This is a genomic window from Aequorivita vitellina (assembly GCF_022008365.1).
Lineage (GTDB): Bacteria > Bacteroidota > Bacteroidia > Flavobacteriales > Flavobacteriaceae > Aequorivita > Aequorivita vitellina.
Genome location: NZ_JAIRBA010000028.1, coordinates 11,820 through 34,037, shown reverse-complemented (window position 1 = coordinate 34,037; position 22,218 = coordinate 11,820). Strand labels below are relative to the sequence as shown.

The window sequence follows — 22,218 nt, the reverse complement described above, 5'->3', positions numbered from 1 at the left end:
TCAAAACCGTTTTTGATATAGGTCAAAAGAAACCCTTTTTACTCGGCCTATCTTTGTATTGTAATTAAAAACCTGAAACAATGCAAATCAACAAGGGTGTTATTAACATGCTATTTATCAGTATAGTTGGGCTTTTTTCAACCGTAAGCTTTTCACAACAACTGGATCCTGTGCTCACCGAATTAATTAACAAAGGTTTGAATAAAAGTCAGACTGTAAATATTAAAGCTATTGAAGCACAGCAAGCCAAGCTGGATCAGCGACTGGCAAAATCTGTTTTTATTCCGAAGGTCACATTTAATGGAAGCTTCACTCGATTAAATGACGACATTACCTTTGGCGAAGACACTCAAAACCTTTTGGTAGCCACGCAAAAACTTGTAATAAAAGAAGCTTTACAAATACCTTTTAACGCCCCCTTTCCCGGTGAAATTCCTTTAAAAGATACACCAAATTTACAGGATAAAAACATTCTAAAAACTTCAGTAGATTTAGATTGGGTTCTATTTAGCGGTTTTGAAGCCACCATTGCAATTAAAGCGAGCAAACACAAAGAGTCATCGCTAAAATATCTCGGGATGGCAGAGAAAGATAAGTTAGCTTTAAAAATTATTGAAGCGTATGATAAACTCGCTTTGGTGTATGCTTCGGAAAAAGTTTTAAACACTTCAGAAAAATATCTCGATGAACAAGCATTTTATGTAAAGAAAGCCATTGAAAATGGTCTCGCCACGCCAATCGGTCGCAAAAAAATAGAATTAGCGCAACAGCAATTAGCAGGAAAAAAACTGGAGTTTGAACACAACAAAACCTTGCTGATTGAAGTGCTGTTTCAACTTACGGGCGAAAGCAGAGAAAATTTAAGAATGTTACGACCCGAATTGGAAACTTTCAGTTTAAATTCAAATTCCAACGTTGAAAAACGAAATGAAATCAAAGCTTTGGAAGAGGCTGAACAAGCTACAATCTATAAATCAAAAATGGAAAAAAGTCATTTTATTCCGAAGGTTGCCGTAAAAGGACATTACGAATTTATTGAAGATTACCTCTCGCTTCTCGACCCAAAATGGTACGTTGGCGTGGGAATTAAATGGAATGTTTTTGACGGAAATCAATCGAATTTAAAAGCTCAGAAATCAAAACTTGAAAGTGAAATTTATAGAGAGCGAATTGAGGAAGCCGAAGAAATGATAGATTTAAGCATCGTAAAAGCGGAGCAAACTTATCAATCCACATTACAGAATTCAAAAATTGTTGAAAAGGAAATTGAACTTGCAACCGACACCTATGAAATGGTAAACAAACAATTTAAAAACGATTTGGCGTCCATTAACGAAGTACTCGATGCACTTACCAATCTAGAAAAAGCCAACTTTAAACTACAAGAATCCTATTTCGATCAGCGAAGAGCAGTAACCGAAATGCTTCACGCCAAGGGTACTTTAAAATATTAAACTATTAAAACGAAATTTTTCAAATATGAAATCAATAAAAACTATACTAATAACCATTGTTTCTATCGTTGCTTTAAGTTCTTGTAGCGATAACAAGATTGCTTCAGAAAGAGGAAAGGTAAAATTTGAAACTATTTCACTAAGCAGTAAACTGGCCGGAAGAATTTCAAAAATTTATGTTTCCGAAGGGCAGGAAGTGAAAAAAGGAGATACACTTGCTTACATCGATATTCCCGAAGTTGCAGCAAGAATGATGCAAGCCGAAGGTGCTATTACTGCAGCCCAAGGGCAATTGAACATGGCTTTTAACGGTGCCACAATGGAGCAATTGAGCCAAATAGAGCAACAGTTAAATTCAGGGAAAGCGCAGTTAAAATTTGCACAAGAATCATATAACCGTTTGAAAAACATGTACAAAGATTCTTTGGTAAGCCAGCAGCAGTTTGACGAGGTGAAAATGAAACTTTCCATGGCGAAAGCACAAGTTGATGCCTTAAAAGCCAAGCGCACAGAGGTGCGAAAAGGCGCTCGTGCCGAACAAATTGAACAAGCAAAAGGGCAATTAGACCGTGCTTTGGGAGCCAAAGAAGAAGTAGTTTCGGCTGCAGATGAAAAATTTATTATCGCACCAATAAATATGTCTATTGAAACCATAAGTTTAAAAGAAGGCGAATTACTCACTCCAGGCTATACTTTGTTTAACGGCTATAAAACGAACAGCGTTTATTTCAGATTTACTATTCCCGAATCAAAAATTTACGAGTATAAAAAAGGACAAAAACTATCTGTAGAAAATCCATATACCAAAGAAATAATAAAAGCTAAAATTTTCGCCATTAACCAGTTAGCTCAATATGCCGATATAACCAGCACCGCCCCTTTGTATGAGTTAGATGAATCTATTTATGAAATAAAAATTTCTCCAACCGAAAATGTGGATGCCAAAACATTTTACCTAAACGCCACAGTTTTACTAAAAAAGTAGAATTACATGAAAACTGTCAAAGTTGATTGGTAAAATTAAAAATATAAACGATGAAGAAATTTATAAAATTAGTCAAGGTAGAATTCAAGCGCATTTTTTCGAATAATGTGCTGCTTGCTATCTTTTTTGGGGCGCCAATTCTGTATGGATTTTTGTTCGGCTATGTGTACCAGCAAGCGAAGGTAGTGGATTTACCAATTGTAATTGTAGATCAGGATCGCAGCCCAACTTCAGATAAAATTATTGATGCTTTTAACGACAATGAAGGTTTGTTAGTTACCGATGTTCGCTATTCTGCCGGAAATCTCATTGATGAAATGCCTATAAAACAATACGCCGCTGTAATTACCCTTCCAAGTAATTTTGAAGCAGATGTATTTCAGAAAAAACATCCGGAAGTTAGAGTAGATTTAAATATGGCAAATATTTTAAATGCTAATACTGCCAGTAAACACATACAATCAGTTTTAATGACACTCAATGCAGGAATGGAAATAGAAAGCCTTAAAAAACAAGGGATGCACCCTGCACAAGCCTTAAGTTCGTACGAAAGTTTTAAGATTAACTTCAACAAACTCTATAATTCTACAGGCAATTATGTAACATTTATGTTGCCCGGTTTATTGGGTGGAATAATGCAACAAATTATATTCTTGGCTATGGCACTCGTGTTTTCGAGAGATTTTGAAGATGGTTATTTTAAAAAGTTAATTAAGGAAAGCAAATCGTCTTTATACCACATTGCGCTAAAAGCAACTCCGTTTTTATTGATGCTTCCAATAATTTGGTTGGCTGTGGGTTTATTTTTTCCATATTTTAATATAGCAGCCAATGTTTTTAATTTCCCAATGTTAGCTTTGGTTATTTTATTAACCCTAGCTTCGATGGCTATTGGAATGTTATTTTCCATCGCCATCCCAAGTCAATTAAAAGCTACCGAGCTATTAATGGTAATATCTACGCCAGCTTTTATTTTAAGTGGTTTTACGTGGCCAACAATGGCAATTCCAACCGCAATAACCAACATTGCGCAATTTATTCCGCTTACCCAATTTTTAAGCGGATTTAGAAAAATTGCTTTTTATGATGGAGGTTTAACTTCTATCACACCTGAATTAGGAATGTTACTACTTATTACCGCTGTTTCATTTATATTAATGGTTATTTTACTTCAAGTGAAAATATATCGGTTTGGAAAGAAAAATAAAATAGTCGGGAATGAAATTGATGAATAAATAAGGTTTTCAGAGTTAATATTTCAGAATAAAAAAAGCCACTTTTGGTAGTTCCGAAAGCGGTTTTTAATTTTTAAAATTTCCTTATTTAATAACCAGCAAAGGCATTTTTCTATTTCTTATTAATAAATCGTTGGTAATGCTTCCTACAAAAAGTGAAGTAATATTATTTCCCCCTCTTGCAGAAACAATCATAATATCAAAACCACCTTTTTCGGCGTGTATTTCAATAGCTTCTACAACCGAAAGATTTTCTCTGTCAATATATCTAAAGGGAAGCTCGTTAGTAATTGCATGCCTCTTTCTAAACTGCTTTACTTTTTCCTTTAAATGATTTTTAGTTTTATCAATCGCTTTTTCAGTGTTGATGTACGGGAAGAAAACCGATGGAATATTATACACGTGCAAGCCTTCAATAGTACCTCCAGAACGTTCTACAAGGCTTTCTGCTACCCTAAAACACCGCGCCGAAGCAGAGCTAAAATCTGTTGGCACCAAGACATTATTCATATGGTGTTTTGCTTCTTCGGGCACTAAAAGCATATTAGAATCGAGCATTCTAGCAAGTTTTTGATTTAAAGCGCCCGTGCCCTGCAATTCATCTTTATTACCCACAATTACGATATCTATTTTATACTCTTTTGCCAAATGAGTTAAAATACTCTCGGTATAATCATCTGAAGTTATTACAACCGTATGTGGCGCCGTGGCTGTGTAATTTTTCTCTATGGTTTTTTGCAAACCTCTATCCACTATATCTTCAATGGTAATGCCTTCATCTAAAAATTCATCGTACAAATCGTTTAATTTGTATTGCTTAATATTATGGGTAAAATATACTTGTTCAATATTCCAGACTTTACACAGGAAGCTCACATATTGAAGCAAAATAGGATCCATTTCGGTAAGGTCCAGTGCAATCATCAACTTTAAGTTGTTCTCTAAATTTATTTTCTGTGTCATTTTACGTACGTAACTATTTAAGTGATAATTAGGTTATAAATCGGTTGTGGTTGGGTTTTTTTTAGATTCAATTTCGGGATCTATTTTTTCTAAATTTCGTTCTTCCCGTTCTTCGTTTACTAAATTGAGAATGTTTTTACGATAGCTTTCTCTTTCCAAAAGTTTTTCTTTTCGAGCCGCTTTTTCATAGTCTTCATTAACCCCTCGATACAGCGAAAAACACATCATAACTAAAAGAATTGCAAAGGGAAGCCCCGAAATTGTCACTACTGTTTGTAGGGCACCAAGACCACCGCCGTACATTAAAACGCCCGCAATTACACCTGTAGCTATTGCCCAAATTACTCTTTGCATGGGTGGCGTTTTCAATTTTCCGCCCGAAGTAATACTATTTACTACAATAGCACCCGAATCGGCCGAAGTAATTATAAAACTACAAATCAAAATTACCCCCAAAGACTTTAAAACCATAGCCAGTGGAAATTTATCGAAAAATACGTACAGCGCAGTAGAAATATTATCGTTTACAGCTGCAATCATGGCCGTATCGCCCAATAAAATATCACGCATGGTTATTCCCCCAAAGGCGCTAAACCATAAAAATGTTACTAAGGCTGGTAAGATTAAAACACATAAAATAAATTCTTTTATGGTTCTTCCGCGCGAGATACGCGCAATAAAAGTACCCACAAATGGCGACCAAGAAATCCACCATCCCCAATACATAATGGTTCTCATTTTTTGCCAATCTGTACCTCGCAATGCTTCGGTCCAAGTAGACATATCTATAAAATGTATTAAATAACTACCAAGATTTTGAATATACGACTTAAAAATAAAGATCGTGGGCCCCAAAATTAAAACCAAAATAAATATAGCCGAAGCCACTCGTACGTTGAGCTTACTTAATATTTGAACCCCTCTATTTACCCCGCTAAATGCCGAAAGAGTTGCTGCTAGGGTTACACCAACAATAATAATAATTTGATAAAATAGCGAACTTGGCACGCCAAAAACATGGGTTAAACCAGAATTAATCTGCCCCACTCCAAAACCAATTGTAGTTGCCAGTCCAAAAAGGGTTGTAATTACCGCCATTATATCAATTACATCGCCCATCCATCCGTGAATTTTGTTTCCGAGGATAGGATAAAAAGCCGAGCGTAGTGTTAGTGGCATTTTTCTATTAAAGGTGAAATATGCCAAAGAAAGCCCTACTACCGAATAGATTGCCCACCCGTGTATTCCGTGATGTAGGAACGAAAAATTAATTGCTTCTTGCGCAATAAGTGCGGGTTCCTCACCGGCCAAACGAGGTGGAACTAAAAAATCGCGAACAGGATCGGCAATACTAAAAAGCACGAGTCCATTTCCAATTCCGGCACTAAAAAGCATAGCAAACCACGCCCACAAACTAAATTCAGGTTTGGCTTTTTTTCCACCAATACGTATAGCTCCAAACTTGCTAAAGGCCATATACAAGCAAAAAACTATAAATAAATTAACTGCCAATGTGTATATCCACCCTCCATGTGCAGATACTGAGGTTTGCGCGATTCCAAAGTAATACACGGCTTCCTCCTCAAATATAAGCGTGAAACCAACGCTAAAAATTACGACTGCAATTGCTGAAAAAAATACCGTTTTATTGACCACAAGGCCCAAAAACTTTGAGGTGCTCTCCTTTCGAGTTATTTTAATCGACATAAAAAATTAATTTAAAAGAAATGAAAAAACGCTCCTTTTTTTAGGATGCGAAAATTTATTGAATCTATAAAACTGTTTTGCGAGGTATCTTATAAATATAATAAAGTTAGAGCTTGTAGCTTCCTCTAGTATTTAAAGGTTTAAAAAATTGAATAGTAAATATATCCCGAAACTTTTTAGCAGTTGTCTTTCTAATTGTAAAAATTATCATAACAATATTTAAAAATGTAACTGGACAGTATAACAAAAAATAGTATACTTCACAAATATTTCAATGTTGTTCTGTTTTCACTTTGTGCGATTTTTATACCACCTCTTTTTAATTGATTTTTGCGAATAATTTTGCGGCAAACAAATTTTGTTGCTAATTGTTAAAAACCCAAACCGCGTCTGGAAAATTTTCTTCAAAAAATCGCTATCTTTCCAAAAAGTTTTAGAACCATATTAAATATAGAACAATGAAAAATATAATCGCACTCTTCGCTTTCATTTTAATCGCAGCCACAGTACAAAGCCAGTCTTTTTCAAAAAAAGATATTACTGGCACTTGGCTCGTACAAAATGTAGAAAATAGTAGTAGTAACCCAAAAATGGCTACCGCAATGGCCAATGCTGTAATTAACTTATACGCCGATAACAGTTTTGAAATAAAGGAAAAACAAGAAGGAGGAACAGCGTATTCATACGCAACAACTACAAACAAAAATGCAACTTGGAGCTACAATCCCAGTACGCAAACCATCAGTACAACTCGTTCAAAAATAACTTTTAAAGTTTCTCAAAGCGGCGATAAAGTGTATTTTACAGATGAAAATAGCGGATTAAAGTTTGAGGTAATAAAACCAATTTAATAGTATTCACATTAGCGTTGACCGCAATTTAACAGATGATTAAAACAATTTATGAAAAATGCGGTTTCACAGTTTCCGACTTTAAAATTGAAACCGAAAGCAAAGAATACAACGCTTGCAGGTTTCAATTAAACGGACTTCAAATAATAAGCAGAAACGCAAAAATAACTCCTAAAAAAACGGGGCAGTTTGTTACTTGTTGGAAACGTAACAAACAAGGAATCACGGTGCCATTTTCTGAAAAAGACGATTTCCATTTTTACATAATCAATGTGGAAAAGGAAAATCGCTTCGGACAATTCGTTTTCCCAAAATCGGTTTTAAAAACAAAAGGAATAATTTCTACTGAAAACAAAGACGGAAAAAGAGGTTTTCGGGTTTACCCAATTTGGGATACTGTAACCAGCAAACAAGCTGAAAAAACACAACAATGGCAGCTGGATTATTTTTATGAAATTGGAGAAACAACCAATATTGAAAAAGTGAAAATATTATACAATAAAAACAATTGATAAAAAGCTGAAAGCCGCGTTAAACAAATTAATCGGGTAATTTAAACACTCCAAAATTATGATAATAACTGCGGCAAAATGGATATCAATCTTGTTCGGAGTTTTTATAATTTTAGTGGGATTTATTATGCTTTATGCGCCTAAAAAAGCAAGAGCAATATTGCGAAAAGCGGGAAGCACCAATTTTATCAATTACGCCGAAATTACAATAAGGCTTATCCCGGCAATAGCAATGATTTTATATGCAGATTTCTCCAAATTCCCTATTGCATTTAAAATATTTGGATGGGTAATGGTCTTAACATCCGCGATTCTTTACATCGTCCCCAGAAAAACACACCATAGTTTTTCTTTGAAAAGTGCCGAAAGACTCAAACCAATTTATTTCCAGCTCATTTCTCCTTTTGCAATGCTACTTGGCGGGTTAATTATTTATAATGTGAATTGGGTTTGAATACCTTTCATTGTCGCAAGTCTTCCACCAATTCGCGAATTTTTTCATCAAGAATTCGGATTTCAATATTCACAAAATAATTAATTAAACACTCCCAATCCTGTAACATTCTGAAAGAAATAGCGTTATATAGTTTCATCAATCTAAAAACCTTATGTTACAACGCTTTTTCATCTTCTGCTCTGGCGCAGATACAGCCATCCTTGACGAATGTTCTCCCGGCGAACGCACAAAATATGCCGGCATTGGCGCTACCGTTTTCTTTACAGCCGTTATGGCCACCATTGCCGCTGCCTATGCACTTTACACGGTTTTTGACAATTACTTTTCCGCTGTCTTCTTCGGAATAATTTGGGGATTGTTAATTTTTAATTTAGATAGATTTATTGTTTCCACTATTAAAAAACGAAACAACTTTTTTGATGAATTAATACAAGCATCGCCGCGAATAGCTTTGGCTATAATCATCGCCATCGTAATTTCAAAACCTTTAGAAATGAAGATTTTTGAAAAAGAAATCAATCAGGTTTTGCTTACCGAGAAAAACGAAATGACTCTCGCCAACAAAGACCAATTGGCTTTGCAATTCACGCCTGCGGTAACTGCTTTGGAAACTGAAATAACCGGATTGAAAAAAGAAATTACCGATAAAGAAACCGAAGTAAACACATTATATGAAACGTACATCGCCGAAGCCGAAGGACGCAAAGGCACAGAGTTAATAGGCAAAGGTCCCGTTTACAAAGAAAAGCGCGAAAAACACGACGCCGAGCTCGCTGCTTTAACCGAATTAAAGAAAACGAATGCCGAAAAAATTGCGGCTGCCGAAACAAAAATTGAAACAATTACTGCTGAATACAATTCAAAAGTAGCCAGTACCCAACCTGTAATCGATGGGTTTGACGGCTTGATGGCTCGTGTAAATGCTTTAAATAAGCTGCCGTTATTGCCTTCACTTTTTATCTTTTTATTGTTTTTGGCAATTGAAACTTCGCCAATTCTCGCCAAACTTTTATCGCCAAAAGGCGCTTACGATTTAAAACTCGAAGAACAGGAAAGCTCACTAAAATCTTGGGTAACCCAACAACAAGCGCAACGCGACATACTTGTAACTACAGATCGTGAAATTAACAACCGAGTTTACGCAGACATTGCTGAAGAACAGGAATTATACGATTACAAACGAAAAAAAGCTCGCGAGCTAATGCAGATGCAGGCAGACGCGTTTTATAGCAAGCAAAAAAGCGTACTATAAGCCCCAAAACCTGCCGCGTCGAGAAACTCATGCCCAATGGGTCTATCTTTTTAATTGCCTCCAGGTTCCAAATTTATCTGGAGGTAATTAATTTACTGTTTGAGAAGGGCTATAGTCCAAACTTTCAGTAATTTTGAAATAATATATCCTCAATATACTATGTCGCAAACCACTTCCCCACAAGCTTTAAAAATCGCAAAACACTATTATAATATTAACGCTGAAGCATCAAAACTTGATGGTTACGTTGATGAAAACTTTTTCCTAAAATCTACCTCGGGAGAAAAATTTCTTCTAAAAATTTCAACAGAAGAAAATCAAGAACAATTAGATTTTCAAATTAAAATACTGAAACATCTCTCTGCGAAAAAACTAGAAATTTCACTTCCTAAAGTTGTGAGGAATGAGGAAAAAAAAGAACTCACAAACTTAACCAACAATAAAACCGCACGACTACTTAATTGGGTGCCAGGACGACTCTGGGCAACAGTAAATCCGAAAACCAAACAATTACGACACAGTTTGGGAGCCGCTGCTGGTAGTTTAACTGTAGCGCTTCAAGATTTTGAATATGCCGCTGCACACAGAAAATTAGATTGGGATTTGGTAAATTCCGCTTGGACAAAACTTCATTTAGATAAGTTTTCGGGCGAACAAAAAAAGATAATTGCACATTTTCAAAATAAATTTGACAAAATACAAACTGCATACAACAAGCTTCCAAAAAGTATTGTTCACAACGATTTAAACGATTATAACATATTAGTTTCCGAAGATTTAAGCAACCCAAAAATCTCGGGTTTTATAGATTTTGGAGATGCTGTTTATACCCAAACAATCAATGACCTCGCCATAGTTTTGGCATATGCAATCATGGCCCTTCCCGATCCACTTTCGGCAGCGGCGGATGTAGTAAAAGGCTACAACAAGCACTACAAATTATCAGAAAATGAAATAAAGCATTTATACACTTTGGTGGGAATGCGCCTCGTTACAACGGTTACAAGCGCTGCCATTAAAAAAGAAGAATTTCCTAACGATGATTATTTTGTAATTAGCGAAAAGCCAGCGTGGCATTTGTTGGAAAAATGGTATCATGTGAATGAAAATTTCGCCTACTATTCCTTCCGAAAAGCCTGTGGTTATTCTGCCCATCCACTTCAAAAAAAGTTTGAAAACTGGGCGAAAAACAATCAAGTTTCGCTAAGGACTTTGTTCCCGTCCGTTTCTTCTGAAAAGGTTGTGAATTTAGATATGAGTGTGGGCAGTACTCTGCTCGGTAACCTTTCGGAATACAGTGATACGGACATTTCAGAATTTAAACTGAAGCAATTCCGAAAGCATAATCCTAAAACTATATTGGTAAATGGGTACATGGAAACGCGTCCGTTTTACAGTACCCCAGCTTTTAAAAGTGAAGGCAATAATGGTCCGCAATACAGAACCGTTCATTTGGGAACCGATTTTTGGGTGCCTGCTAAAACTCCTGTCCACGCTCCGTTTGATGGAATTGTAAAAGTAATTCACCATAATAATTACGACAAAGATTATGGTCCGATGCTTATTTTGGAACACAAATTTAACGACGGAAAATTCTACTCACTTTATGGACATTTATCATTAATGTCGTTAGAAATTTTACAAGTTGGACAAAAAGTAAAACAGGGAGACCGAATTGCATATATAGGAAAATCGGCAGAAAATGGAAATTGGGCGCCGCATCTTCACTTTCAGCTTATTTTAGATTTATTGGGGAATGATGAAAATTTTAACGGAGTAGCATTACCTTCAAATATCGAAATTTGGAAAAGCATTTGCCCAAACCCAAACTTTATATTTGAAGAAGAATTGGAAACTGCCGAAGCAAAGATTTCCGAAGATAAAATTATCAATTTCAGAAAAGACCACCTCGGGAAAGGATTGAGTCTGTCGTACAATAAACCTTTGCATATCGTCCGCGGCGAAGGTATTTTTTTAATTGATGTTGACGGTCAAAAATATTTAGATACCGTAAACAATGTAAATCACGTGGGCCATCAGCACCCAAAAGTTGTATCAGCGGGGCAAAAACAAATGGCGGTTTTAAACACAAATACACGCTATTTACACGAAGAAATTATCGCTTACGCCGAAGCTTTGCTGAAAAAATTACCGCCCCATTTATCGGTTATTCACATAGTAAATTCGGGCAGCGAAGCCAATGAGCTCGCATTGCGAATGGCAAAAACCATAACGGGCAACAAAGATATTTTGGCAATAGAAGTGGGTTATCACGGAAACACAAATGCTGTGATGGACGTGAGTTCGTATAAATTTGAAGGCGATGGTGGGTTTCCAAAACCCGAAACAACGCATATTCTTCCGCTTCCAGATTCTTACAGAGGAAAATATACTTCGGAAAATTGCGGTATAGATTACGCAAATCACGCTAAAGAAATTATTCAGAATTTAAAAGCTGAAGGCAAAGAAATCGCTGGTTTTATCGGCGAAACTTTAATTAGCTGCGGCGGCCAAATTGTACCTCCTAAAAACTATTTCAAAGAAGTTTACAAACACGTTCGCGAAGCTGGTGGCATTTGTATTGCAGATGAAGTACAAACAGGTTTCGGCAGAATGGGTAAAACTTTTTGGGCATTCGAACTTTACGACGTACAGCCAGATATTGTAACCATGGGCAAACCTGCAGGAAATGGTCATCCGCTTGCTGTGGTTGCTTGTACTGCTGAAATTGCGGAAAAATTCAACACCGGAATGGAGTATTTCAACACCTTTGGTGGCAATCCCGTCTCTTGCGCGATAGGCCGCACAGTTTTGGAAATTATAGATGATGAAAACTTACAGCAAAATGCGTTGGAAATTGGAGGATTTTTAATTGCTGAATTGAAAAAGCTTCAAAAGCAGTTTCCAATTATTGGCGACGTTCGCGGCGAAGGTTTATTTTTAGGGTTTGAATTGAATGATCCGGAACAAAATCCGTTGTCTGAACACGCTTCCTATTTGGCAAACAGAATGAAACAACTCGGTATTTTAATGAGCATTGACGGACCAGACCACAATGTTTTAAAAATAAAGCCGCCAATGGTTTTTAGGAAAGAGAATGCGGAAGAGCTACTTCTTAGATTAAAAACTGTTTTTGGGGAAGATTTTATGATGGACTATTAACACCAGAATTAATTCCGATCTAATTTTTTCGCATAAGTTGATGGAAAATTCATTATTTACGAATCTTTCTTTTTTATTAAAAATGCATAAGGCTCCATTCCTTGAGTATGTTGAAAAATCACCTTTAAAACACCGATAAGCGGTAAAGCGATAATGGCGCCCACCATACCCCAAAGTACCGAAAAGAGAACTACTCCAAACACGGTAACAAAAGGGTTTAGTTCTATTTCATCGCCGATTATCCAGGGAGTTAAAATATAATTTTCTACCAGTTGTGCTGCTGAAATTACACAAAGCACGATAATTGCCGGTGTAGTTCCCGCATATAGATAGGAAAGAACGAGTGCAATACCCCCACCAATAATATTCCCCACATACGGAATGATAGAAAAAAGCGCCGCAAACAAAGCTAAAAATAGTGCATAAGGCACAGAACCTAGTGTAAAACCCAGATAGTAAATTGCAAATAGGAAAACCATTATTTTACCTTTTCCTAAGAGATAGCTATTCATAATATTTTTTGAATTACTTAATAAAGTAGCCATTGCCGATGGATTGGAAGTAAGCTTTTTAAAAAAGTTGATAAACAGTTTACGCTGCATCAGCAGTAAAATAATATATACAAAAATTAAAAGCGATTGCGAAAGTAAATTCATAACCGAAGATAGAAATGCACTGCCAAGGCTTTCGGCCTTTTGTATTAACCGTTTATTGTTTTCCAAATAATCTTTATAATCCCAATTAAGATACTGATTGGCCCATTGAGAAAGGTTGTTCAATTTTTCGGTGGCTTTTTCTTTAATGGTTGGCCAATCGTTGGCCATCGTATTTATCTGTGAGCTTATTAACCACGTAAGCAAGCTAAAAATGACAATCATTAGCAAAATAGAAAGTGATATAGACAGCCAATTGGGCAAGCCCCATTGCTTCATTTTTTCGGTGGGTTTATCAAGCAGAACTGCAATAATAGCGGCTACGAGCAAGGGCATCAATAGTCCAGCCCCAATGTAAAGAATAGCCAAAACGCCACCTACAATCAAAAATGCTTTAATAAGATAGGTGCCAGAAATTTCTATTTTTGAAGTACTCAAAAGAATTTATTTTTAATTTAAACTGTTTCGTAGTAAAGTTAGGTGAAATTTTTAAAACAATTTATTTGCGCATTTTACTAAACAATTCAATTTAAAATTATCTTTATTGTAGGAGCAGCTTTTCGCGCCACAACTAAAATATCAAAATAATAGAATTATGAAAAAGTTACTAATTTTTTTCTGCTTAATAGCAACAATCAAAGGTTTTGCACAAACAGAAACCGCGGATAAAGAAGCAATCCTCTCTGTATTAAAAACCCAAGAAATTGCTTGGACCCAAAACGATTTAGAGGGTTTTATGCAAGGTTATTGGAAGAGCGACTCCCTTAAATTTTACGGTAGCAGCGGCCTTACAAATGGTTGGCAAAAAACACTGGATAACTACAAAAAAGGATATCCCACAAAAGAATACACGGGTACACTAAAGTTTACTATTGACGCAATTACAAAAATTGAAGACGATTCATATTACGTCATGGGGCAATATCATTTAACGCGCAAGGCGGGCAATGCAAATGGTGTATTTCTAATTATTTTTAAACGAATTGAAGGCGAATGGAAAATTGTAGCAGATATGAGTTGCTAATTCCCTTTTACCCGTTCCCAAAGGGCTGGTAGTAATTTTTTAGCGTCTCGAGTGTCTTTTGGCTCTTCTGTGATTACAACATCATTTCCTTCTTTTTCAATTAGAAAACTAAATGCAAATTTATCTGCAGTTGGGTCGAGGCTAATCAATCCGAAACGTAAATCGTTTAAATAAATACCGTTTTCCTTTTCAGAAATAGTGTACCAACCTTGGGTAATATTTATGAGGCGTTGCACCTTGTCGTATTCCTTCAAATCGCCAAGAGCTGCGTGATTTTTAGGATGTGGAAAAAACTGAATGGGTTGGGTGTCGAAAAAAGAATAATCGCCTATTAAAAATGCATCTTTGGTTTCCACATTTGCAGTCCATAAAATAGTATTCAACGGGCTGGGTTTGGTTTCCAATGCAGCGTATGCAATGTTTTGATGCTTGAGCGCCGATTGAAATTTGGTATAACTAATTCCCTTCAAAATTAAAGTGAGTAACATATATGCACTGCTCACAATCAATCCAAGATTATTGAATTTTCGTCGTTTAATACTTCCTCTTTTCTGAAGCATCGCCAAAATTAAAAACACTAAAAATGGCAGCGTGTAAAGTGGATCGATTACAAATATGTTTTTATAGGCCAAGCGTAAATCCAGCGGCCAAAAAAGCTGTGTACCCCAAGTAGTATGCGCGTCGAGCAGCGGATGTGTAACAAAGCACAAAAACCAAAACCACGACCATTCTTTTAATGTTGCGCGCTTATCCCAGAGTGAAAGCAACCACCCAAAGAGTAGTCCGAAAGTAATAGCGAAAACGATGGAGTGTGTAAAACCGCGATGAATCTCCAAAGCGGTAACCGTATCTGTAAAATGACTTGAAAGCACATCCAAATCTGGGATAGTTCCAGCAATAGCGCCCAACACCATCGCTTTGTTGCCAATCTTTTTGCCTAATACAGCTTCGCCAACAGCTGCGCCTAAAACTATTTGTGTTACTGAATCCATTAAAAGCTAATATTTACAAGAGCCAAGCCGCGAAAATACACCCTTCCTCAATATAAAAAAAGGATGCTTTTTTAAAACATCCTTTTTTAGATAAAGTAGAAATTTTGAAGTCTTATTTTGAAAGTTCTACGATTAGCGTATATGCGGCATCACCGTGTTTGCCCGTAAAATATTTACCCCATTTTTTACCGCGTTCCATTCCGGAATCTCCTGGCCAAGCTTGGCTAATTAACTCGCCATTTTTATCGAACATTTTTTCCATATCGCATAAAGAATCAACGAAAAATGCTTCTATATATTCGGTTTTATCGCTGCCCCAAGCGTGAACATTTGGGTAATATCCTTTGATGTATTCGTTCTTTGAAAGAACTTTAGCAAAATTATCTGCTCGCATTTCATCAAATTCCTTTTGCGAACCATCTTCCGGAAAAGTAAAATATGTTTTGCGAACGTAAAGCACTAAATCTTTCGTGTTGTCAGCAGGCAATAACTTGGCGCCATCAATCGGAGCATAAATTTCATCGGAATGGTATGCTGCAAAATAATCGTTTCGTTTTTTAAAGAAATTAGCTCTCGCTTTGTCATCCGGCCAAGCTTGTTTTTCAAGTTCAGCACTGCGTTTAGCCGCTTTATCCATGGCTTCCCAAGAAGGGTATGTTTGCACATAAAGTACTTCGGTATTATCGGGTGAAAATAAATGTGTGTAAAAGGACGCAGACGTAATGTGTTCGTTTTTACTTACAACTTTTTGTAAATATTCCTTTTCTAATGCCTTCCAATCACTCATACTTAAATCATCTTTATCCATATTCCAATGGTTCGTGGTAACAGACATATACTGTGGTCTGTTCGCATTTTGTGCAAAAAGGCTAAAATTAAATAGCAACATCATAGATGCTACTGCAATAAACTTAAGGTTGGTAGTTGTTTTCATAATTCCATAAAATTAAATTAGTATAAATATTAAAATTGATTACTAGTTTAATATTTGGGACAGGTTGTAAAAAAGAAATTTTATGGAGGAAAGAGTGAATAGGAATCAGATTGCTAAATGTAAATAAAAAAACGCAAACATCTATTAATGTGTAGCTTATATTTTTTTAATCTACAATCTGCATCTTTTTAAGTAAAAAGGAGGCGTTCATATTTTGACAAATTCCCGGTTTAAAAGTATAGTCGAAATAAAGTTCGTCGTTTTCAATTCGAGCATCGAAAAAATAGTTTTTTACTTCGGACAAATCTTCAGCGGCGGCGCACAGACTTAAATCGTGAGTAGCTATAATTCCGGTGGAATTACTGGCAACAAGTTTTTCAACAAATTTGCGGGAGCCGATGGCTTTGTCTGTACTGTTTGTACCTTTCAATATTTCATCGAGAATGATGAAGTATCGATCGGTTTTAATTTCGTCAACAATAAATTTCAAACGTTTTAATTCACTGAAAAAATACGACTCATCGTCCGTTAAACTATCGGTAGTTCGCATACTTGTAATCAGTTTTATTGGGTTGTATTCGGCTTTTTTGGCACAAACGGGCAGCCCAATATTCCCCATTACAATTTGTAGTGAAACAGTTCTTAAAAAGGTACTTTTCCCCGCCATATTCGCGCCTGTAACAATGAAAAATTCTTCCGAATTAATCTGAAAATCATTGCGAATCATCGTCGATTCTTTCAACAATGGATGCCCTGCACCTTTTACTTTTAAGACTGGAATTTTATCGTTTATTTCTGGAAAAACATAGTTGGGATGATTAAACTTGAAATTTGCCAAACTGTTGTACGCATCAAAGAAAGTAATGCTTTCAAACCAAGTAGGGACACTGTTTTTATGCGTTTCAATCCAGTTTTCAATATTATAACACTGACGCAGGTTCCGAAGCGTAAATCCATTTATAATTGTTCCGAAAATCATAATATTTCCCTGTTCCAAAACATCTAAATACCGTGCAAATTGTTTTAAAACAGCCGATGTTTTAGTCTTTGATTGAATTACGGAGTTTCGTTTTTCGGAAAGTATTTCTGAAGAAAAATCTTCGTTTTCAATTTCTAAAATTAGTTTGTAAAATTGCTCAAAAGTGCTTTGAATTTTTGAAGTATGTTTAGTAAGGTCATTAACTTTTTTCTGAAATATTCCTGAAATTGCAATTCCTAAAATGAGCCATCCTGCCGTAAAATAACCCGAAAGCATTCCAAAGTAATTAGAAACAATTAAACCTATGGAAACTACCGTAAACACTAACGACAGCGGTTTTATCCATTTAGGGACAAAACGTTTGTAATCTTGCAGCCAATCGTTAACCTCAGCGGCCGGACTTTCAGTTTGCACCAATGAAGCTATGGCCGAAAACTGTTGCCGCCATTTAGGTTTTTCAGATAATTCGGCAATTGCTTTTTGCTTTTTATTTATAGCATCTACTTCGTTTTCAGTAAAAATCTCAGCTAAAAAATCGGAACCACTTTCCAACGCAGTTCTGTTTAAATATTGGAAGAAAGAGCCACGTCCAAAGAGGTCGATATCTTGACTGTAAAAATGAAGCGGATCTTTGTATTTTTCACCAGAGGGCAAATGGTGAAAAACTCTGTTTAGCACTTCAAGTTCCGTTTCATTTTGTGCAATCAACGCTTTTTTTAAATCGCGCTTGTATTGCAAACCACTGTGTTTTGTAACCAAATAAATAAAAGCCACAATCGTTAAAACAATAATTGCAATTATTATCTGCGCATTTTCCAAGAACAAGTAAATGCCATAACAAGCCAGTATAAATACAAAAAGCCGAACGGTACTGGAAACAGCAAGTTTCTTTTTCAGTTTTTGTAATTCTTTTGAATGGGTTTCTATCTGTTGTTTGTAAAAATCTGTTGGTTTGTTCATTATCTCTTTGTTGAAACCTAAAAGATCTTTGATACCTGTTAGGTTTTTGTTGAAGTGTTCGCGAATTTAAAGATTCTGGAGTTCTGTTTGAAGTTTTTTAGTGAGGCTTTTTACCACCAAATCATAGGAATGATCTATTAACTCCAAAACCAATTTATTCGGCAAATTAGGTTCAAGTTCCACCGTGTTCCAATGTTTTTTACTCATATGGTAACCCGGAATAATTAGTCCATCGTGCTCTTCGCGAAGTTCAATTGCCCATTCGGGATCGCACTTTAAATTGGCCGTTGCTGGGTAATTTTCTATGGCGGCGAGCGCAAACATTTTGCCCATTACTTTAAAAACGAGGGTATTTTCACCAAAAGGAAATGACTCGGTAACACCTTTTTTGCAAGTACAATATTCTCTGAATTCTTCTATGTTCATTTCTTCTTTAATATAACATTCAAACTCCATGATTTCTCGCAGTGAACTTCAATTTATTTTATAACCCAAAGCAGGTTTTCCATCAAAATAAATCAGTAAAATTTTGGCCCCGATAAGCAAGGGCACATTAAATTTTATTCGGTCTGCTCCCCTTTCTATATCGTTAATAGGAATTTTTTCAGTGCCATAAGAATATGAAATTTTTTCAGGATTTACGTTTTTAATGGCGAACAAAATTTCGTCGAAATACTCGTCTTCAAAAAGCAGGCCTTTGGATGGCAATTCAATATCCGTTGGCGATAAATTTTTTTCAATAATTAAAGGTAGGGCGGCAAACTGTTCTTTCGTTATGGTTTCCTCCAATAGAGCATCCTCCGGCATATCGGGATAATGTGTTTTTATAAATAATTCTGGTGGCGTTTTGTAGTAAAAATAGGTTGGGTCTTTTATAAATTTCTCGTTGTATTTTCCCGCGCCCCAAGTGGAATCGAACAAATAGGGTTTGCCGTCGATACTGGCCACATTCCACATATGAATTCGTTTAAAAGGTCGCCCAATATCCGAAAAATTCGATTTTATATCGCCGCGTACCAAATAGTTTTTAATGCCCTGCAACTCGCACAGTTTTTCAAAAAGCATTGCATATCCTTCGCACACGGCTCGGCCTGTTTGAATGGTTCGTTGAATAATATTAGCGCGAAGTTTTTCGTCTTTTTCGTTCCGTTCGCGATAGTTGGAAAACTTGTAATCAAACTTTTTATATTCATCCGGATCGTAAGCGACATTCTGAATAATCCAAGTGTAAATTGCCCTGACTTTTTCTTCTTCGGAAACAAAATCACGGGTGATAAATCTGGAAAGTTTCTCCGGATTTTCAAATGAATCTGGATACATTGTAAGTATTGCATCCACCTTTTGGAAATCTTGTGCAGCTGCCGAAGCATTCAAAAAAATAAATAAAAGGGCTACAAATTTCATTTTTTTGAACCAATTTCTTTGGGAATATTATCAACGTCTAAAGCAGTATAATCCAGTTTCCAATTTATGGTTTCCACCAGTTTTTCCATAAGCTGAATAGTTTCCAAAGCCTGTTTTGAAGCCTCTTGCAAAAGACCGCTTTCTGGGATTTTATCAACAATATGTTTTTTTGCTTCTTGGTTTATTTCAGTCAAATCGCCCGCCGTAAAAGGGTTTGCCCAACCTTCCTTTTTGTCGTAATACTTAAAGTCTGTTTCAATGGTTAGCAATTCGGGGTGCGGAAAATTGGTTAAAACAATCGTTCGGTTTTTGGTGTCGGAACTCATTTTAACTTTTGTGAGGTCGAAACCAATATGTGCTTTTGCTTCAATTAAAACTAGGGCTTTCTTTTTTCCTAAAATTAAATTCAGCCATTTATCTTTTACGTTTTCGTAATAGAAAATTTCAGAAAAATCCCCTTCAACCGTAATGAATTTACAGACGCTGCGAATTTTTTCAATCAAAATAACGGACTGGGAGTTTACCCTTTCCTTTTTTCCGCTACCGCCAAAACGCGCGAAAATAAAGTAAGCCAAAACGGCGCCAACTGCCAATCCTATAAAGAGGTATTCCATTGCGCAAAGATACGAAAAGGACCTAGGACTTTATGACATTGAAAGTAAGACAATTTCTATTTAATAGTGGATTCAATTTTATAAAGTACTGGTTTACTTGGCGAGGCATCGTTGTGAAAAGAAGCCATTTGAAGATTGAGCAAATAACTGCCATCTTTTACAGTGTCGGGAACGTAGATTAATTCAGTAATTGTGGCGTTTTGGCGTGGGTTTTTTGGGTAATTCCAAAATGCTTTGTGCGCTAAAAGTTTGCCTTCGTCCTTTTCTTTATCGACCGAGGGCAGGTCTATTAAAAGGTGTTTCACACCAATTTCGCGTAAAAACAAAGCGGCTTTTTCGTGAAGAAATGGCCAATTTGTATTGGACCAATGTTTTGATTTTTTTGAATTTGAATTTGGAAGTGTTCTAATTACAATCGCTTCGGGTGTTTTGCCATTTAAAGCTTTTGCAATACTTTCTTTGGAAATGATTTCGTCTTCGCCAACTTTTTCGGGTTTTACGGAAATTACTTCGGCTAAAAAAAAGAAGGTTTTTAAGGCATCGTTTACCGAATAAAAGACTTCCGAAATATGACCGTAACCTTCGGTATGCGTGCCGTGCGCGTGCGGATTAAAAAACACATTGTTGAAATTTACTGAACCACCTTCGGCAACTTTTCCTACCCAATCCCCCATTTTTACTGGCTCAATAATTGGTTTCTTTTGGTACCACGCCAATGGATTTTCCGCCGAAGCCTGCAAAGGAATTGAAATATCTATTGGTTTAGACAAATCTACTTGAACGGTCTTTTTTTGAAGGTGAATTGTGGTTTTCATCAATCTAAATTTACTAAGAATAAATCTGCCGCAATGCCATCACTTAAAAACTTTCCTTTTTTTGAAACTTTTAAAGTTTGATTTTCAAGGATTAAAAGTTCATTTTTTAGAGCATTTGCAGCTTGTTTCAATAAATACTCGGAATAATTTTTCCCGAATTCGCTTTCAACTTTCTCCAAAGAAACGCCTTTTTTAGTGCGCAAGCCCGTCATTATATATTCGTTGTATTTATCTTCTTTTGAAAGTTTTTCGGTTTCCAAAGGAAGCACGCCAACTTCAATAGATTTTATGTATTTTGTATTGTTAGCTACGTTCCAGCTTCGCGAATTGCCGTCGTAGCCGTGTGCCGACGGGCCAATGCCCAAGTAGGGTTTTCCTTCCCAATAAGCGGTATTGTTGCGAGAATGAAAGCCGGGTTTTCCAAAATTTGAAAACTCGTAATTATCTAAACCAGCTTTTTCAGTTTCAGCGAGTAAAATTTCGTAATGCTGTTTTGCCATCTCTTCATCTACTGGAGGCACGATGCCTTTCTCTATAAATTTTTTTAAAGCGGTTTTTGGCTCAACAGTTAGTGCGTAACACGAAAGATGCGGCACGTCTAAATTCAATGCGATTTCAAGATTTTTTTTCCAGCGTTCGTTTGTCATTTTGGGGATGCCGTAAATTAAATCGATGCTTATATTTTCAAAATATTGCTTTGCTTCCTTTATGCATTCCAAGGCTTCGGTTGCATTGTGGGCGCGGTTCATCAGTTTTAAATCTTCTTCAAAAAAAGATTGGATTCCGATGCTGAGACGGTTAATACCCGCTTCTTTTAATGACTTTAATTTGGCCTCCGAAATGTCTTCGACTGCGCTCAGACTGACATTTATCAAATCATCTGGATTGGCTTCGAGCGTTATTTCGGCGTTTTTAGAAACTTGATAGTTTTTATGAATTGTTTTAAAAATCTGCTGCAATTCTTCCGAAGAAAGCAAGCTGGGTGTTCCGCCACCAAAATAAATAGTTTCAACCTCGCCTTTTAATTCATCTTTTCGCAGCACCAATTCTTTGCACAGGGCATTGACCAATTCGCCCTTTTTCTTCAGTGAAGTTGAAAAGTGAAAATCGCAGTAATGGCAAGCCTGTTTGCAGAACGGGATGTGGATGTATAACCCTCCTCCACTTCCCAAAAGAGCATTGTCGATTTCTATATTTTGATACTTGTTTTCTTCCAAATCCTTTACTCTGTTTAGAACATTTCGTCTTTAAAATTTCAAAAGCTT

At 36.3% G+C, this 22,218-nt stretch carries 21 protein-coding genes; 9 read left to right on the top strand and 12 right to left on the bottom strand.

Features of this window, described 5'->3' with window-relative positions:
* The first annotated feature begins 80 nt into the window (after positions 1 to 80).
* The 3 genes from K8089_RS12930 to K8089_RS12920 are packed head-to-tail and all read left to right on the top strand — an operon-like array spanning position 81 to position 3,674.
* On the top strand, positions 81 to 1,454 hold the full coding sequence (locus K8089_RS12930) for a TolC family protein (protein ID WP_237603715.1): 1,374 nt from the start codon (positions 81 to 83) through the stop codon (positions 1,452 to 1,454).
* 25 nt (positions 1,455 to 1,479) lie between these two features.
* Entirely contained in the window at positions 1,480 to 2,439 is a 960-nt protein-coding gene (locus K8089_RS12925; RefSeq protein WP_237603714.1) for an HlyD family secretion protein, read from the top strand.
* A gap of 50 nt (positions 2,440 to 2,489) precedes the next feature.
* Entirely contained in the window at positions 2,490 to 3,674 is a 1,185-nt protein-coding gene (locus tag K8089_RS12920; RefSeq protein WP_237603713.1) for an ABC transporter permease, read from the top strand.
* 84 nt (positions 3,675 to 3,758) lie between these two features.
* On the opposite strand, the gene K8089_RS12915 is transcribed toward K8089_RS12920, so the two are convergent.
* Together K8089_RS12915 and K8089_RS12910 are read right to left on the bottom strand one after the other, a co-directional pair.
* Positions 3,759 to 4,637, bottom strand: coding sequence for a universal stress protein (locus K8089_RS12915; protein ID WP_237603712.1), 879 nt, complete (start codon positions 4,635 to 4,637; stop codon positions 3,759 to 3,761).
* 33 nt (positions 4,638 to 4,670) lie between these two features.
* Positions 4,671 to 6,344: a BCCT family transporter gene (locus tag K8089_RS12910; RefSeq protein ID WP_237603711.1), complete on the bottom strand. Its 1,674-nt coding sequence runs from the start codon at positions 6,342 to 6,344 to the stop codon at positions 4,671 to 4,673.
* A 458-nt stretch (positions 6,345 to 6,802) separates the two neighbouring features.
* Between K8089_RS12910 and K8089_RS12905 the strand changes: the two genes are divergently transcribed.
* Genes K8089_RS12905 through K8089_RS12895 form a run of 3 tightly spaced genes read left to right on the top strand, consistent with a single transcriptional unit; the run spans position 6,803 to position 8,161 of the window.
* The gene (locus tag K8089_RS12905) at positions 6,803 to 7,195 is read left to right on the top strand and encodes a DUF2147 domain-containing protein (protein WP_237603710.1); all 393 of its coding nucleotides are present in this window, start codon (positions 6,803 to 6,805) and stop codon (positions 7,193 to 7,195) included.
* Between the two features lie 35 nt (positions 7,196 to 7,230).
* Positions 7,231 to 7,707 (top strand): MepB family protein, encoded by a 477-nt coding sequence (locus tag K8089_RS12900; RefSeq protein WP_237603709.1) that lies wholly within the window; start codon positions 7,231 to 7,233, stop codon positions 7,705 to 7,707.
* A 58-nt stretch (positions 7,708 to 7,765) separates the two neighbouring features.
* Complete coding sequence (locus K8089_RS12895) at positions 7,766 to 8,161, top strand: hypothetical protein (RefSeq protein WP_237603708.1); 396 nt, start codon at positions 7,766 to 7,768, stop codon at positions 8,159 to 8,161.
* Positions 8,162 to 8,168: 7 nt separating this feature from the next.
* Here the strand turns inward: K8089_RS12895 and K8089_RS16535 are convergent, their stop codons facing one another.
* The gene (locus tag K8089_RS16535; protein WP_262913932.1) at positions 8,169 to 8,300 is read right to left on the bottom strand and encodes a hypothetical protein; all 132 of its coding nucleotides are present in this window, start codon (positions 8,298 to 8,300) and stop codon (positions 8,169 to 8,171) included.
* Positions 8,301 to 8,315: 15 nt separating this feature from the next.
* Here K8089_RS16535 and K8089_RS12890 point away from each other — a divergent pair, with 15 nt between their 5' ends.
* Positions 8,316 to 9,416: a DUF4407 domain-containing protein gene (locus K8089_RS12890; RefSeq protein WP_237603707.1), complete on the top strand. Its 1,101-nt coding sequence runs from the start codon at positions 8,316 to 8,318 to the stop codon at positions 9,414 to 9,416.
* A gap of 159 nt (positions 9,417 to 9,575) precedes the next feature.
* On the top strand, positions 9,576 to 12,578 hold the full coding sequence (locus K8089_RS12885) for an aminotransferase class III-fold pyridoxal phosphate-dependent enzyme (RefSeq protein WP_237603706.1): 3,003 nt from the start codon (positions 9,576 to 9,578) through the stop codon (positions 12,576 to 12,578).
* Between the two features lie 56 nt (positions 12,579 to 12,634).
* On the opposite strand, the gene K8089_RS12880 is transcribed toward K8089_RS12885, so the two are convergent.
* On the bottom strand, positions 12,635 to 13,669 hold the full coding sequence (locus K8089_RS12880) for an AI-2E family transporter (protein WP_237603705.1): 1,035 nt from the start codon (positions 13,667 to 13,669) through the stop codon (positions 12,635 to 12,637).
* A 157-nt stretch (positions 13,670 to 13,826) separates the two neighbouring features.
* On the opposite strand from K8089_RS12880, the gene K8089_RS12875 reads away from it, so the two are divergent.
* Complete coding sequence (locus K8089_RS12875; RefSeq protein WP_237603704.1) at positions 13,827 to 14,255, top strand: YybH family protein; 429 nt, start codon at positions 13,827 to 13,829, stop codon at positions 14,253 to 14,255.
* Here K8089_RS12875 and K8089_RS12870 read toward each other — a convergent pair.
* The 8 genes from K8089_RS12870 to hemW all read right to left on the bottom strand — a co-directional run bounded on the left by K8089_RS12870 (position 14,252) and on the right by hemW (position 22,170).
* Positions 14,252 to 15,247 carry a metal-dependent hydrolase gene (locus K8089_RS12870; RefSeq protein ID WP_237603703.1) on the bottom strand — a complete coding sequence of 332 codons (996 nt, stop codon included), beginning with the start codon at positions 15,245 to 15,247 and terminating at the stop codon, positions 14,252 to 14,254. The two genes, K8089_RS12875 and K8089_RS12870, sit on opposite strands and share 4 nt — an antisense overlap.
* Positions 15,248 to 15,359: 112 nt before the next feature.
* Complete coding sequence (locus K8089_RS12865; protein WP_237603702.1) at positions 15,360 to 16,181, bottom strand: hypothetical protein; 822 nt, start codon at positions 16,179 to 16,181, stop codon at positions 15,360 to 15,362.
* A 166-nt stretch (positions 16,182 to 16,347) separates the two neighbouring features.
* Positions 16,348 to 18,120: a MutS-related protein gene (locus tag K8089_RS12860; RefSeq protein WP_237603701.1), complete on the bottom strand. Its 1,773-nt coding sequence runs from the start codon at positions 18,118 to 18,120 to the stop codon at positions 16,348 to 16,350.
* Positions 18,121 to 18,186: 66 nt separating this feature from the next.
* Positions 18,187 to 18,546: an MmcQ/YjbR family DNA-binding protein gene (locus K8089_RS12855; protein ID WP_237603700.1), complete on the bottom strand. Its 360-nt coding sequence runs from the start codon at positions 18,544 to 18,546 to the stop codon at positions 18,187 to 18,189.
* Positions 18,547 to 18,594: 48 nt separating this feature from the next.
* Positions 18,595 to 19,524 carry a transglutaminase domain-containing protein gene (locus K8089_RS12850; RefSeq protein ID WP_237603699.1) on the bottom strand — a complete coding sequence of 310 codons (930 nt, stop codon included), beginning with the start codon at positions 19,522 to 19,524 and terminating at the stop codon, positions 18,595 to 18,597.
* Positions 19,521 to 20,138, bottom strand: a complete 618-nt coding sequence (locus K8089_RS12845) for a DUF4230 domain-containing protein (protein WP_237603698.1) — start codon at positions 20,136 to 20,138, stop codon at positions 19,521 to 19,523. Before K8089_RS12845 ends, K8089_RS12850 begins: the two co-directional genes overlap by 4 nt.
* Positions 20,139 to 20,194: 56 nt before the next feature.
* Complete coding sequence (locus K8089_RS12840) at positions 20,195 to 20,953, bottom strand: cyclase family protein (protein WP_237603697.1); 759 nt, start codon at positions 20,951 to 20,953, stop codon at positions 20,195 to 20,197.
* Positions 20,953 to 22,170 (bottom strand): radical SAM family heme chaperone HemW, encoded by a 1,218-nt coding sequence (hemW, locus tag K8089_RS12835; protein WP_237603696.1) that lies wholly within the window; start codon positions 22,168 to 22,170, stop codon positions 20,953 to 20,955. The genes K8089_RS12840 and hemW overlap by 1 nt, the downstream gene beginning before the upstream one ends.
* Positions 22,171 to 22,218: the final 48 nt, after the last annotated feature.